Annotated in this window: 14 protein-coding genes; 10 read left to right on the top strand and 4 right to left on the bottom strand. The window is 59.4% G+C overall.

The window, feature by feature from the left end; genetic code table 11:
• From O9320_15965 to O9320_16000, 8 genes are read left to right on the top strand one after another with little or no spacing between them, the layout of a single operon-like run.
• On the top strand, positions 1-1,011 hold the full coding sequence (locus tag O9320_15965; GenBank protein ID MCZ8312343.1) for an aminoglycoside phosphotransferase family protein: 1,011 nt from the start codon (positions 1-3) through the stop codon (positions 1,009-1,011).
• Positions 1,012-1,071: 60 nt separating this feature from the next.
• On the top strand, positions 1,072-1,335 hold the full coding sequence (locus O9320_15970) for a hypothetical protein (GenBank protein MCZ8312344.1): 264 nt from the start codon (positions 1,072-1,074) through the stop codon (positions 1,333-1,335).
• Between the two features lie 8 nt (positions 1,336-1,343).
• Positions 1,344-2,768, top strand: a complete 1,425-nt coding sequence (locus tag O9320_15975; GenBank protein MCZ8312345.1) for a tyrosine-type recombinase/integrase — start codon at positions 1,344-1,346, stop codon at positions 2,766-2,768.
• The gene (locus O9320_15980) at positions 2,768-4,654 is read left to right on the top strand and encodes a hypothetical protein (GenBank protein MCZ8312346.1); all 1,887 of its coding nucleotides are present in this window, start codon (positions 2,768-2,770) and stop codon (positions 4,652-4,654) included. The genes O9320_15975 and O9320_15980 overlap by 1 nt, the downstream gene beginning before the upstream one ends.
• Before the next feature lie 5 nt (positions 4,655-4,659).
• Positions 4,660-6,807, top strand: coding sequence for a hypothetical protein (locus O9320_15985; protein MCZ8312347.1), 2,148 nt, complete (start codon positions 4,660-4,662; stop codon positions 6,805-6,807).
• Positions 6,800-7,291 carry a hypothetical protein gene (locus O9320_15990; protein MCZ8312348.1) on the top strand — a complete coding sequence of 164 codons (492 nt, stop codon included), beginning with the start codon at positions 6,800-6,802 and terminating at the stop codon, positions 7,289-7,291. The genes O9320_15985 and O9320_15990 overlap by 8 nt, the downstream gene beginning before the upstream one ends.
• Position 7,292: 1 nt before the next feature.
• Entirely contained in the window at positions 7,293-7,745 is a 453-nt protein-coding gene (locus O9320_15995; GenBank protein MCZ8312349.1) for a hypothetical protein, read from the top strand.
• A 3-nt stretch (positions 7,746-7,748) separates the two neighbouring features.
• Entirely contained in the window at positions 7,749-9,902 is a 2,154-nt protein-coding gene (locus O9320_16000; protein MCZ8312350.1) for an AAA family ATPase, read from the top strand.
• Positions 9,903-10,042: 140 nt separating this feature from the next.
• On the opposite strand, the gene O9320_16005 is transcribed toward O9320_16000, so the two are convergent.
• From O9320_16005 to O9320_16015, 3 genes are read right to left on the bottom strand one after another with little or no spacing between them, the layout of a single operon-like run.
• On the bottom strand, positions 10,043-10,408 hold the full coding sequence (locus O9320_16005; protein ID MCZ8312351.1) for a hypothetical protein: 366 nt from the start codon (positions 10,406-10,408) through the stop codon (positions 10,043-10,045).
• Positions 10,338-10,859: a metallophosphoesterase family protein gene (locus O9320_16010; GenBank protein MCZ8312352.1), complete on the bottom strand. Its 522-nt coding sequence runs from the start codon at positions 10,857-10,859 to the stop codon at positions 10,338-10,340. Before O9320_16010 ends, O9320_16005 begins: the two co-directional genes overlap by 71 nt.
• Positions 10,856-11,647, bottom strand: a complete 792-nt coding sequence (locus O9320_16015) for a metallophosphoesterase (protein ID MCZ8312353.1) — start codon at positions 11,645-11,647, stop codon at positions 10,856-10,858. Before O9320_16015 ends, O9320_16010 begins: the two co-directional genes overlap by 4 nt.
• Before the next feature lie 401 nt (positions 11,648-12,048).
• On the opposite strand from O9320_16015, the gene O9320_16020 reads away from it, so the two are divergent.
• Together O9320_16020 and O9320_16025 are read left to right on the top strand one after the other, a co-directional pair.
• Positions 12,049-12,189, top strand: coding sequence for a hypothetical protein (locus O9320_16020; protein ID MCZ8312354.1), 141 nt, complete (start codon positions 12,049-12,051; stop codon positions 12,187-12,189).
• 15 nt (positions 12,190-12,204) lie between these two features.
• Positions 12,205-12,588 (top strand): thermonuclease family protein, encoded by a 384-nt coding sequence (locus tag O9320_16025; GenBank protein ID MCZ8312355.1) that lies wholly within the window; start codon positions 12,205-12,207, stop codon positions 12,586-12,588.
• A gap of 10 nt (positions 12,589-12,598) precedes the next feature.
• On the opposite strand, the gene O9320_16030 is transcribed toward O9320_16025, so the two are convergent.
• Positions 12,599-13,222 carry an HNH endonuclease gene (locus tag O9320_16030; protein ID MCZ8312356.1) on the bottom strand — a complete coding sequence of 208 codons (624 nt, stop codon included), beginning with the start codon at positions 13,220-13,222 and terminating at the stop codon, positions 12,599-12,601.
• Between the last annotated feature and the right edge of the window lie 564 nt (positions 13,223-13,786).

A 13,786-nucleotide genomic window follows, 5' to 3' on the forward strand; every position in this document is an offset into this window, starting at 1 on the left:
ATGACGCTGCCCACGCTTTCGGCCTTGGCCGCCGCCTTGATCGAGATTCCGCGCTTTGCCGACATATCGGCCAGCGCGCTCGTCGAAATGCCGCGCAAAGGTCTTGCGCACATGCATTACCGGATGCCCGGCGGGCGCACGCTGGTGCGCGTCCCGCTCGCGGCCTTCGGCGGGCTCGATGCGGCCGCCAGCCTCGCGCGCCAAGAGGCGTGTTTTGCGCGCGCGCAATTGTCGGACGCAACCCCGCGCGTGCTCGCAACCATCGCGCCGCGCGAGGGGGTACCTTTCGGCGCATTGGTCGTCGACGACATTCCGGGTACGGCCCCCAACCTGCCGACCGAATTGCCTGCCCTTGCGACCGCCCTTGCGGCCTTGCACAAATTGCGGCTGCCCGATGCGGCCGCCCGCGCGCCCATTCCATGGGCCGCCGACCCGCTCGGCGAAACCGTGACGGGCATTGCCGAGAACATAAAAATTGCGCCGCGCGCCAGCCTCGACCCGAAGGTCGAACTCGCCTTGGGCCACGAGCTTGCCTGGGCGCGCGAATTTTCGACGACCAACGCCAAGCGCTTTGCCCAACTCACGCGCGCTTTGTGTTTGGGCGATGCGCACCCCGGCAATTTCGTCGTGGCGCCGGGCGGGCGGGCCTATGCGGTCGATCTCGAGCGCTGCGCCTATTCGCTGCCCGGTTTCGATCTTGCGCACGCCTGTTCGCTACCTGCCACAAGCTGGGACCCGGACTGTGCGGCCACGCTCACTTCGAGCCAGATCGACGCGTTCATGCGCGTGTGGGCCACGCGCGTGGGCGATCCCATCGCGCGCGAAACGGTGGGCCTGTTCCGCCCGTTCCGGCGCCTGATTTGGCTGCGCACCACGGCCATGTTCGTGCGCTTCAAAGCCGAGGGAACGCACAAAACGCTCGAGCCGCGCGCGGCCGAGCACGCGCAAAAAGCCATCGACGCGGCACTCGACATCGCCACGATCGTCGCCCAGCGCAAAGCGTGGTCTTGATCGGCGCACGCGTCGAATAGTTCTTGAAATGTTCTAAAAATTTCGCTAGCGTCCAGCCCCATGGACGATGCGATTCCCGATATGGCGCGCAAAGGGCGCGGGGCGGTTTCGAATGCGGCGGGGCGCTTCGAGCGACTCGGCAGCCAGCGCATCGACGACGGGTGGCATCGCGAGCCGGACGAGGATTTGCCGCCCTTGCGCACGCATGTCACGCGCGACGCGAGCCGCACCGTCATTGCGCGCAACGAATCCCCGGACATTCCGTTCGCGCAATCGATCAATCCCTATCGCGGCTGCGAGCATGTTTTATCCGGCGCCCTCTGAAAACATGAATGCTTGATTTTGCAGCCTTTCTTGTGGGCGCGTTTCATGTCAAAAAATGCTCTATAGAAAGTCAGTATTTTTGTTCAAAGCACATGAAAAACTTGACTATTTCCTGTTTTCGGCTCATTATTGTTCAGATGAAAGAAGCCAATCAGCCCAACGCCGTGAACAGTTTTGTCCAGGTGAGCGTGGGGCATACGGTGTATTTTTACGCACAGCCTAGCGACCTGAAACCCTCCGTCTCCATCCCACCCCGGACCCCTGCGATCTTCAATTCGGACGGGTCGATTCACCGCGACGCGACGACTTACCTTTATTCCCTTACGGGGATGTGCAGGCCCGGAACGTGGCGGGTTTACGCCTACTCGCTCGCGGGCTGGCTCGACTTTTTGGCCTATAGCGGCCGCGACTATCTGCGCGCTAGCCAGCAGGATTTAGAAATGTTCCGGGACATTCACGCCCAGGGCTCTGCGAAAACAGGGGAGGCGTTTTCCGGCGGCACAATCGGTCTGCGAATGATCGTTGCTATCAAGTTTTGCCAGTTTTTGGCGGCTCGGGGTGACTACGTTGGCGATATCCTCTCGGGCGATTACCAGCGGCCAAGTAAGTCTCGCGCTCCGATCGACAGCGACTTGCTCGCCCACACTCGCACCGGCGAAGGTCGTTCGGGTGGTTACGCGGCTGTCCCGAGAGCCAAGGCAAGCCGCCCGATCCGGCCTTTGACGTATGACGAGCTCCGGGCCTTGCAAGAGGCCGCCGGCGAACCGCGCACGAGGGATCGCCTTGTGGTCGATATTGCTTGGAAAACCGGGCTGCGGCGGCAAGAAATCGCCGATTTGGATTACCTGCAGTTCATTAACGTTCTGCTCACCGGCGACCCTGAGGCTGTGCATCCAATTGAAGTGATCGGTAAAGGCAGCAAAGCCCGCAATGTCTTGTTTGATGAAGAGTTGGTGGCGGACATTCAGCACTACATCGCGAATGACAGGCTCTTTGCGACCCGCGCGCGGAGCGTCGCGCGTGACGGCGAGCGTGCGTTGTTGGTAACCAATGCTGCCACACGAAACGGCCAACCTGGTCGTCGTCTCAGTGCGAACAGACTGTGGGAAGTCGTCCAAAATTCAAGCGTGAAGGCGGGGTTGACCCTCGAAAAGCATTTTGAAGGAAAGGTTGTCGTCGAGGCCCGCGTCTCGCCGCACGACTTGAGGCACACGTTCGCGGTAATGTGTCTGGCCGGATTTATGGCGAACAACAAGACCGAGGACGGCCTCCTCCACATCCAGCAGCTTCTCGGCCACGCGCACTATTCGACGACGCGCAACGTCTATCTCAAAGAAGCCGGCATCTGGCTGCGCCGCGTCCGCGCCTCGCAACGCCCCGATGGCTATCAGCACGTGCGCCTGCCCGGCCAATTTATGCGGAGGGGCCGCTGATGCCCCCGAAAACTAAAAACGCGATGTTAGAGCTCGTCGAGCGGGCGCGTGACAAGCAGGGGGCCCGTGCGAATGTAGATGAACTCAGCGCGTTCCGGCCCGAGACCCGTGTTGATCGGGGGGTGGGCGCGCAGGGGGAGTATTGCCGCGTTGTGTTTCCTGTCGCCGGCGGTGACCCAGAAGTATACAACCTCTCTTATCTATGTGACTTTCCAAATCTTTGCGAACCATTGGCCGAAGCGTTCAAGCGCTGGGGCCCCGACAAGCAAGGAACGACACGCGACATCATCCGAACGGGCCTACGCCGCTCCTTCATCGAATTTCTCTCCGAGGAAAGCGCGTTCGAAATAGGCCTACAGTCGATCAATCGTGATCTATGGATGGCCTTCAAAGGATGGCTCGACAAGCCGCGGAGCGGTTCGTCGAACCCCTGGCATCCTAGCGTGCGCCGTCAATGTTTAAGCAATGTAATCACCTTGTTTGAGGCACTTGCGACACTGCCTAAGTGGTCGGACGAGGCTAGACGCATCGTGACGGAATTCCCGCGTGGGGCTTATCCGGGATCGGCCCGTAAGAACGTCCCGCGCGAAACATTGGAATGGTCGGATCTGCTCAAAATCAAAGCGGCAGCCGAGGCGGAAGTTCGGAAGATTGTGGCACGTCTCGACGAAGGTGAGCGCCTGATCGCTGAGGGGCGCGAGAAACTTGCCCAGGGGAGCATCGATTTCTTTAAGGATGTTTCGGTCAGCCTCGCCGCGATCGACACACGTTACCCAGACGTCGTACCCGACGAATACACAATGAAGCGCGATCTTCGGGCAGAGGGACCAGTCGGCGCGAAGCTCTTCAACGCGGTCAAGCGGCGGGGTTTTCTCACCTACACAAGCTCGCGCGGTGCACTATCGCGCGACCTAGTGCCGTTCGCGCTGCTGATTTCGATCGCTACTGGATTGAATGCCGAACAGGTTTTGACGCTCGAACTGAAGGACTTTGAGTTAGTCGACGATATGGGAGAACAGTTTATTATAATAAACGTCTTCAAAGATCGAGCCGGTTCATTCCAAAAAATTCGCAAGCCGGCTGGAGACCTCGATGGAATGGGGCTTGGCTATATTTTCGAGCAATTGAAGCGGGCGACTGAGCGCGCGCGTCGCAGTGCAGCGAGGGAATACAATGGCCGTTTTTTTGTGTTTCGGCCAGCTTGGGGTAGCGCTGTGGGCCGCAACGGATTTGGCACATCTCGTCAACCGGCCACAAGCGATCAAGTTTGGAGAAGTATTTTGGATCGCTTCATCAGCGACAATGATTTGAAGCGCTTTAACTTGTCGCAAATTCGCCCGACCGTCGGGGACGATATCCAGCAGCGCTTCGGTGCGATCGAAGCGGCGGATTTTCTTGGCCATGAATCCGTCGATACAACCCGGAAATTCTACACGAGCGGCGCTACGCGCCGTCGCGGTCAAGCGCGGGTTGGCGAAGTCCAGCTTCTTTTTCATCGTTGGGCGCATTCCAAGGGCAAGATTGACCCGCGGAAGAATTACCGGGACGGCCGTGACAAGGGGGCGGCTACGCCGGGCTTTACTTGCCGAGACCCGCTTAATTCGCCGAGGCCAAATCAAAAAGCCGGGCAGCTTTGCCAAGCCTACGGCGAATGCGCTGCCTGCCCAAAGGCAGTCGCCTATCCGCATGATAGCATTGCGGCGAGCTATTACATCGCGCTGCAAAAAGCGATTTTTGACGCGGCTGGTTCGTTCGTCACACCGGCCGCGTGGCGCACAAAATGGGCCTCAATCGCCCTGAACCTCGAAGTGCTAATCTCCGCAATACCCGACGACGTGAAGGCCAAGATCAAACCTCTCCCGTACCCCTTGCCGAGCATCCGGTGACGCACATGCCCGCGCAGATCCGTCAACTCACGATCGCTAATCAATCGACCCAGACGATCATCCAATCGACTGCTTTGAAGCCGCTCTTTCTGCGCACCAATGCCGAGCTGAAAGACGCCTGGGTGTCGTCGCAGTCGCGGTGGTTCGATGTGCGTTGGGTGCTGGATGGCGATGTGCCGGGGCAGTCCAAAGGTTCTCGGTCGATCAAGTGGGACATCGAGATTGCCGATGGAGAATACCTCACCGCACCAGACCACGCAGAGATGCTCGATTGGTTGCGGCGGATCGTCTGGTCGTGCTTCACGAGCCCAGCACGTGGCCATCTCGCCGCGCCTGGTTCGGCGAGTCAGATTTCTAGCGGCACTAAGACGCTCGTTCGTTGGATGATGGAAACGAAGCGTCGCACGCCGGTCGAGCTAACGCGTGAGGCGTCGTGGGAGTTTGTCGAGGAATTACGGGACCTGTTGGACGCCGGTGACGACTCCGATTTGTCGCGGTCCCAGGTAAGCCCTTCCGTGCGGTTCTTTCAGCGCGTTTGGGAGCAAGCCCCTGTTATCAAAATCGAACGCGCCTCCACAATGCCGTTCGATGGACAATCGGTTGAGCAAGCCGTTTCACGAGTTACATCGCGCGAGATCGGCGAAATTCCACCGCTCCAGGACGAAGTGGCCATTCCCGTTCTTAACCAGGCAACGTTCTTTGTCCAATACGCTGCGAATGACATTTGCGAACTTCTTCATGCGTTCCAGACTGCGACGCCGCCAAATGGGGGCGTTAGCAGATACCCTCAAATGCTGGCACGACAAAAAGCCGCAAGGGCTTTCGAATTCACCATTCTTCCAGGTGCTTCCAAACCCTGGCATCCCCGGTTGTTCGAGCCAGGAGAAATCGGAAATACGGTTCGCGCTTTGGTGGATAGCCTTAAAGCCGCCTGCGTAATTGTCATTCAGGCCACGACCGGCATGCGGATCAGCGAAATCTGCGGTATGCCTTTCGGGGTGGATAGGGAAAGTGGACTCCCGAACTGCATCGAGAACCGCCAGATAAATGAGGGATTGTTCGAGCTTTACATGCTGCGCTCGAAGCTCAGCAAGACTGAGGATACACCGCGCGCGGTCGAGTGGGTGATCGGCTTGCGGCCAATGCATTCGAAGGAACTGCCGCTTGCGGTGCAGGCCCTCGTCATCCTCAATCGAGTCGCTGAACTGTCTGGCGTCACGGCGCAGAAGCCATCTAACCCCAGCGTTCTTGCCGGATTTGCTTTTGGTCGAGGTTTTGCGCGGTCAGATAACGGGATAAGGAATCCTAGTTCGAATACAATCCGTCAGCACATGAAACGCTTCGTTGAAGAATGGGTCGATCTGTCGAACCTGCCCGATCAGAGCCGCTACGCGATCGAACCGAACGACTTAGTCAAATGGCGGGAAAGCAAGGGACGGATCATCAAGTCCCACCAATTCCGCAAGACGTTTGCGCAATTCGCCGCATCGATCGACGCGCGCCTGGTCGAGGCGATCCAGGATCAGTTCAAGCACGTCTCTCTGGCAATGACCATGCAGGGCTACCTGAACACGGCCCAGTTAGCCGCGATCGGGAAGGGGCAGTATATCCGCGCCCGGCAAAGCATCTTCGCGCACATGCGGCGCGACGCGCCACTTGCCGGTCGAATGGGAGAGCAGATCGAGCAGCACATTCCGGCCGACTTCAAAGCTGAAATGCAGCGGCTGCCCCCCGCCGAGGCTTGGAAGCGGGTTGTCGCATGGGTAGACGAGCGCGACTTCAAGCTGTTCTTCGCGCCACATGGCAAGTGCAATCCGCTAAACCCGACCAGCATGCGCTGCCACGAGGTTGCCGGAACGACCGATTGGCTGCCGCAGCCGCCGAATTATCAGACGCGCACGCCCGCCCTCTGCGCCGGCTGCAAGTGCTTTGTCGTCGATGAGCAGCATCAGGATTTCTGGATTCAGAGTTACGTCGAGGACACCAAGGCTATTCGATGTGCTGAGACGCCGGACGGCTATCGCGCCGTCGTCGCTTTCGTCAACACGGCGCGTGGACTTTTGAGCAAGCTCAATGTTGATGTCGATGGTTTGGACCAGCGGATCGATACGGAATTGGCTCAACTGGAATCGAAGGAGATGGGCAATGCCTGAGATCGCACCCGTCGACAAAATAGAAGCCGACTTCTTCCGGGCGCTTGAGAGGCTGCACAAAGGGCGGCCCAACCACCCGGACAACAAAGAGGCTGCCGAGGCCGGCAAGCTGAAGATTACCTTCTCGTCTTTGGCGACCGAAGCGGGGCACAGCCGCACGCTGATCAGTCAAGAGGGGCGGAAGTGCAAGTACCCGCGCGTCCGCAAAGAAGTGATGGAGATAATCACGAAGCGGAGAGGGGTTGAGACCGTCAGTGGCAGTGACAAGAAGATCCTGTCCATGATGCGGAACCGGGAGCTAGATGTCGAGATCAACTGCCTTAAGGCAAGGATGCAGGCGCTTGTGATCGAAGTCGAAGCTGAGCGACGACGTTTCAAATCCGACCACGATGCCGACCAGCGTGAGATCAAGCTGCTTCGCGAGCAGCTTACAGCGCTCCGCGAACAAGCCGGCAAGGTCGTCTCCATCGTAAAGGGGAAGTGACATGGCCCGTCCGTCGATCGTCCCTGAAATCCGAGCAAAGCTTGAGCCGTGGCTTGAAGCCCGGATGGCCGAGTGGAACGCCATGCCGGTTGACGACCGTCAGGCGACGCTCCCCGAGACGCCCGATGGCAAAATCAACGTGCGAGCCGTGACGCTGGCGCTTGGGCTGCGAAGGACACACGAGCAGCACTTTTTTCGACACGCCGAGCTTCGCACGCTGCTCAATGCAACGGCGGAAGCGCAGCGCCTCTTACCGATCGGCAGCCGCGAGCAGATCGCAGGGGAAGACGAAATCGTGCGCGAGCGGTTCGCCCTCGTTGCAAGCAATGCCGATAAGCTCGCCAAGTCCCTCGCCGAGCGAGAGGCGACGATCTTGAAGCTCCGCACGGAGAACGATGCGCTGCGCGCCCAGCTCCGGCTGCTCAGCGAAGTCGGGATGACGCTAAGGACATAGCCCATGCGCGTCGCCGTCCAGACCATCGTTTCAGCGAGAGAATTTGGAGCAATCGTCAGCGCCCGTATCGCTGACCATGATCATCCGTTAGCCGGTCAAACCATCCGCGTAAAAATCTCCGGCGCGATTACGCCGACGATCGGCGAGACCTGGGACATCGACGGCGACGTTAGGGATACTCAATGGGGCCGGCAAGTCGAAGCCGCCCGCGCCGTGCGCGTCCTTCCGACCGGCAGACTCGTTATCGATTTTCTCGCTGCACATGCGCCGGGCATTGGGCCCGAGCGCGCGGCGCGGCTCTGGACGCATTTTGGGATGGACCTAACTCGGGCGTTGAGCGACCCGAACAATATCGTCGAGATCGCGCGCGTCCTTGCCCCCGACCGCCCCCACCTCGCGCCCCGGCTTGCGGCAGCCTGTGTGGCAGCATGGCAAGATGCGGAAGCCGAGGCAGCCACGGTAATGTGGCTCTCCGAGAAGGGTATCGAGGATGTGGCGATCGCCCGGCGCGTTGCGCGCATCCTCGGCGAAGATGCTGTGTCGCGTCTCAATGACAATCCGTATTGCTTGGTACCGCTGCTGAGCTGGACGCGGGTCGATGCGCTTGGGCTGAAGCTGCTGGCTGAAAGCGGTTGTGCCGATCCGAAACGCGATCAGCGCCGACTAATTGGGGCGGTCGACGCAGCGGTCAAAGCCGCCATCGCAGACGGCCACACGGCGGGCGATCTTCCAGACTTGGCCGTGGCGACGGGGCGACTACTAGGTGATCCCGCACTCGCGGCCCGTGCCCTGTCATACGGCGAAAGCGCGTCGGCCTATTGGATTCCTGTCGGCGGTGGCTGGCGCGCCCCCGGCGCGGGGACGCTCGAGGAAAATCTGATCGAACGGCTTCGATCGGTGCTGAGCAGCACACCAGAACTCCGACTACCGTCAAAAAAAGCATTAGAGAGTCGCCTGGCGAGTTTTGAGAGCCAAGGGCGCCGATTGCACCCCGAACAGCAGGCCGCAGTTCTTAGAGCCCTGCAATCGCCTTTGGCGTGCCTGTCTGGTGGTGCTGGGGTTGGAAAGACGACAACGTCCAAGGCAATTTGCGACGTTTGGGAAGACTTGGGAGGCCGCGTGATTCTGGCGGCAGTGGCCGGAAAGGCCGCATTGCGTCTGTCTAGGGCGACCGGGCGTCTGGCGGTGACCGTGTTCCGGCTGCTCCGGAGTTGCGAGGACGAAGACGAGGAAAAGCGAATTCGGATCGATGGCCGTACACTCGTAATCATCGATGAGGCGAGCCTGCTTGATTTGCCGGCGGCGGCGGCATTACTTGACCAATTCGAGGATGGTGCGCGGCTGCTGCTGGTCGGCGACGAAGCCCAACTTCCGCCAGTCGGATTTGGTTTGGTCTATCACAAGCTGGTCAGTGATCCGCACATCACGTCACGCCTAACGATCGTCCACCGGCAGACTGAAGCGACTGGAATCCCGGCGGTCAGCGCGGCGATCCGGGCTGGTCTCATGCCGACGCTACCCTCATTCAATGGGCAGGCGCAGGGCGTTATGTTGCTGGACTGCGAAAGTGAAGAAATCGGCGACCGGATCGCGGATATGTATCCCACCCTATCTACGACCGACGAAACGATGGTCTTGACCCCGCTTAATGACGGCCCCGCCGGTGTCCGGGCGTTGAACAGGCGGCTACATGACTGGCACCGCCAAAAGCGCGACCAGCCCGAACTGCAGGGATATCTTGGCGAATGGTTCTGCATCGGCGACCCGGTGATTTTCACGCGCAACGATTATTCGCGCTCGCTCTGGAACGGCCTAGTTGGGCGAATTGAAGATTTGGATCTCGCTGAGCGCGGTGCTGTCGTGCAGTTCGATGGTGATCCTGCGCCACACGAACTGAACACCGCAGACCTGTTTGACCTACGGCTGGCCTACGCAATGTCGGGGCACAAGGCACAGGGTAGCCAAGCAAAGACCGTGATCGTGGCGCTGCCGAAGTGCCGATTGCTGGACCGAAGCTGGCTCTACACAGCGGTTACCCGCGCCGAAACGGGGGTCGTTCTGGTCGGCAAGCAGGCGGCGCTTGAAGCAGCCGTGGCTGTGCCAGGGCAGGCCGAGCGGAGGCGTGTTGGGTTCCGTTGGGATCGATCATTTCGCTAGACTCTTAGGGAGTTGATCAATGTCGCATCTGAGATCCGCGATCCCAAACGTTGATACTCTTCTCAATACTGTCGTTGAAGCCCTCGCGGCCGGCTGTTCCCGAGCGCAAGATCGCGGCGATCTGCAATCGCTGAGCGAGGTCACGCTGCGATCCGCATGCTCAGCGGCCAGACCTTCTGACTCGCCATCATCTTCTCAACGGCGACCGCATGCGCCCGGCCGGCATCGATGAAGTCTTTCAAATCCTCGATTCCGACGTCTATCGGCACGACTAAAAACTCGCCGTCGCGCGCGACGACTTTCCAAACGAAAAACGGATCCGCAGCGGCGATATCGTCGGTGCGTTGCCCGAGCCTATAGACGCTGCCGGAGCGCGTTCTTGCGGTCTCGGCGTCCAGCTCGACGACTGGAGTCGACCACCACCAGTCGTCGCGTTCAATGCCCAGAATGTGCAGCGTCGCCGTGTCGGCGCGAATCGCAAGAAAATACTGCCAGACAGTTTTCATAACGGGCCTCCAGTTTAGATTTCCACAACCATGCGTAAATCGAATCCGGGATTATCCGTATCATCCGGATATCCGGCAGCAGGTCCGCGCGTGTCTTGTGTACCGGACGATCCTGATCGTCCCAGGCGCGTGCGTTTTTGACGCCGCCGAGTCCTGTCATCGACAGCTTGCCGGCGAAGGAAATCCGGCGGTGCAGATTCGCCTTTTTAATATCCGACAGGAACAGATGGTCGTGGAAGGCCTCAGTGTCGTAATCGTGATTCCCTGGGATCCAATGGATCGGGATCCCAGCATCAATCACCGGCTTCATCTCTACATGGAGTGGGCGTGCGAGATCACAGTCGCCCAATAACACGACGCAATCAGGCTTGCGCGCGAGCGCCGCACGCACGATCAGACGAAAATCAGCGTGAGGATCCCCTGCGAACAGGATATGCGGAAGATCACTCATCTCATGCCATCCTTCTTCCACGTGGCCGCGTCCATTCCCGCGGGCCATGCTTGGTGCAGCCGCATCTGGTCGCTGACGATCTCGAGCGCCGTCAACGGGCCGCCATACTTGACCCCGGTGTCGATACAGATTCGCTTCTTGCCGATAATCGCCGACCGTGTTGGCGTGTGGCCGTGCACAAGAACGCGTCCCTTTGGAGCCGCGTTTGTTGTCGGATTGAAACGCATCCACAACGGATGAGACTGCTCGCTGTTCCAGCTCGGAAAATCCAGAATCGACGCGCGCGCCTGCTGCTTTTGCAGTGGCGTTTGCGGTTCGAATCCGGCATGGACCAGAAGATAGGCGTCGTGGTCCGCCCAGATCTTCATGTTATCGAACACGCCGCGTTGCGCGGGCGTCATGAGCTCGTCGAGTGCTCGAGCGAGAGCACCTTCATGGGGCTTGCCCATCGTCGAAAACCCGAAGCCCCAGGCGGCAACCGTTTCCCGGCCGCCCTGGTCGTACCAAATTCCATCCATCCACGGCACGTCGACGCGATCGCGACCAGCCTGGCGCGCAATCAAGAAGAATGCGTCATGGTTGCCGGCGAGCACATCGGTACTGCCGCTCGCCTGGTCTTCGGCGACCTGGTCGATCACACCAGCACAATCGTGTTCATGTTCGCGGCGCGGATGCGGATCGATTAGGTCGCCCAGGTACACGCGCCGGTGCGCCGGCAGTGTCGCCAGATGCGTGCGCAGGGCAAGCAGCAAGTTTGCTGCGCCGTGGATGTCGGCGATCGCGATCAAGGGAGACGACACCGGTGAAGGTGCGGGCTGCCAATCGCTGACTGTTATGTTGATCTGAGTTGACATGAACCCGCCATTTTGCTGCTTTTGAGAAGCAGCGGCGGGTCAGGGAATCAGACGCGCGCCGCCGGAACCGAAATCGTCCAAAGACGTTCGGTGCGTTTAATCGGCATTTGAAGTCGGCGGGTCCTCATGATGTTTTGAATATATCCGATCAAACACGACCTGTCCAGATTTTTTGCCGCTTATGCGCATCAAGCACACGAACTAGGCCGGTCGAGTGTGGCCTGAAAGCAACCTTATGTATAGTATATATTTTACGTATTAAATTTATAAGTTTTTCTCGCATTTTTGAATTGCTACTCTGCGGCCATGCCCGAAACGCCGCCCCCTCTCCGGCCATGGAAATCAAGCGCACCGACGTGCCCGCGCTGCGCCGGCCCTCTGACGACAAAGCAAGAAGACGACCGCAAAACCCGCTGGTGCCGTCGGTGCGGGCCGCTCGATTGGCCTCGCTGACCGAGGACGATGCCGACGAATGATGCTATGTTGGCGGTATGCTTTTTCGACTGCTGCCGCTGCTGATGCTTATGAACTTTGCCCCTGCCTTTTCACAGCCGGTCAAGAATTGCCACGCTATCGATGGCGATACAATCGTATGTTCGCGAGAGACCATTCGGATCGAAAACATCGACGCGGCCGAGATGCCGCCGCATGCTCGGTGCGCCCACGAGGCCGATCTAGCAATCAGGGCAAAACTTTTCATCGTCGATCGCCTGGCGCGCGGCCGTATAGAGCTCGTGCGGGACCAGAAACGCCCCAGGGACCGCTATGGCCGTACGCTGGCGCTTGTGAAGGTGGATGGCGTTGATCTGGGCGAGGCGCTCATCCAGGCCGGCCTGGCAAGGCCTTGGGAGGGGAAGCGGCGAGCGTGGTGTTGAGGTTAGCGCACTATTTCAACTCTTCAAGCCCATTCCAGCTCGTTTTCTTGACGGCGCGCTCGCGCGGATCGGCGAGTCCGAGCTCTGTCAGCGTGTAGTTCATTCTGCCGAAATTGCAGGGCGCGCAGGTAATGACGAGGTTCTCGAATCTATTGTCCCCGCCGCGCGCATGCGGCAACACGTGGTCGAACTGCAGCCACATCGCCTGGAACGCAGCGTGCTGGGTTGGGTTGGTCCGCCCCCAGGGAACAGCTTCTGGATATAGTTTTGCAGCGCGCTTGCGAACGCGCGGATGGATGAGCGGTATCTCGCAAAACGCGCACTGGTATCCGTAATGCGCGATTAGGCGTTTTTGGTCGCCGCTCGGCGGCATTCGACGCTTTATGCGGTCGGCTTTCGCAAGGTGCGGCGGCGAATCTGGAACGTCCCGCTTACAAAGAATTTCCGGCCTGTGCTTGCCCCAGATGCTCTCTGTCCATTCTCGTACGGTCGTCATGTTGGCGTCGGCGAAGAGACGCGCCGCTGTTGTTTTATCTTTGCGGAGATGTGCCTCAGCGGCGGATTTTAAGAGACGTGCTGCCTCCAAGATTTGAGGAACTGGAATGCGCAGGCAGGGACGACTGATTGAGGTCATTTTTTGAGGTTATCACAATTAGTTTTGGTTCAGTATCTGCCGCGCGCGCTATGAAACCTTGCCAGTTGAAGGGCCTGCAAATCTCGCAAGGCTGCTGTAAAATCGTGCTAGGTCCGACGCGGAGAATGCCGGGTCAGAATCTGGCTGCAGCCGCCACTTTGGTAGTACGGCAGCTCTGACGGACTGAGTTTCCGGCGCCATGCGCCGACGGCGTATTGAAAATATCGACGCTGCCGAAATGCCATCACATTCGAAGTGCGCGCTCGAGGCCGACCTGGCAATCAAGGCGAAGCTGTTTGTCGTTGATCGCCTGACTCGCGGCCGCGTGGAGCTTGTGCGCGATCAGAAACGCCCCAGGGATCAGTATGGGCGAACGTTGGCACTCGTTCGGGTCGATGGCGTGGATCTAGGCGAGGCACTTGTGGCGGCCGGTCTGGCGCGACTGTGGGAGGGTAAGCGGCGACCGTGGCGTTGAGCTTCGACTGCCTTGAAACAGTAGAATTAGATCAGGCACAGTACGTTCGGGCTCTATCGCTTGCTACCCAGGTGAGGAGCTGCTTAAGA

It is taken from the genome of Magnetospirillum sp., assembly GCA_027532905.1.
In the GTDB taxonomy this organism is placed as follows: domain Bacteria; phylum Pseudomonadota; class Alphaproteobacteria; order CACIAM-22H2; family CACIAM-22H2; genus Tagaea.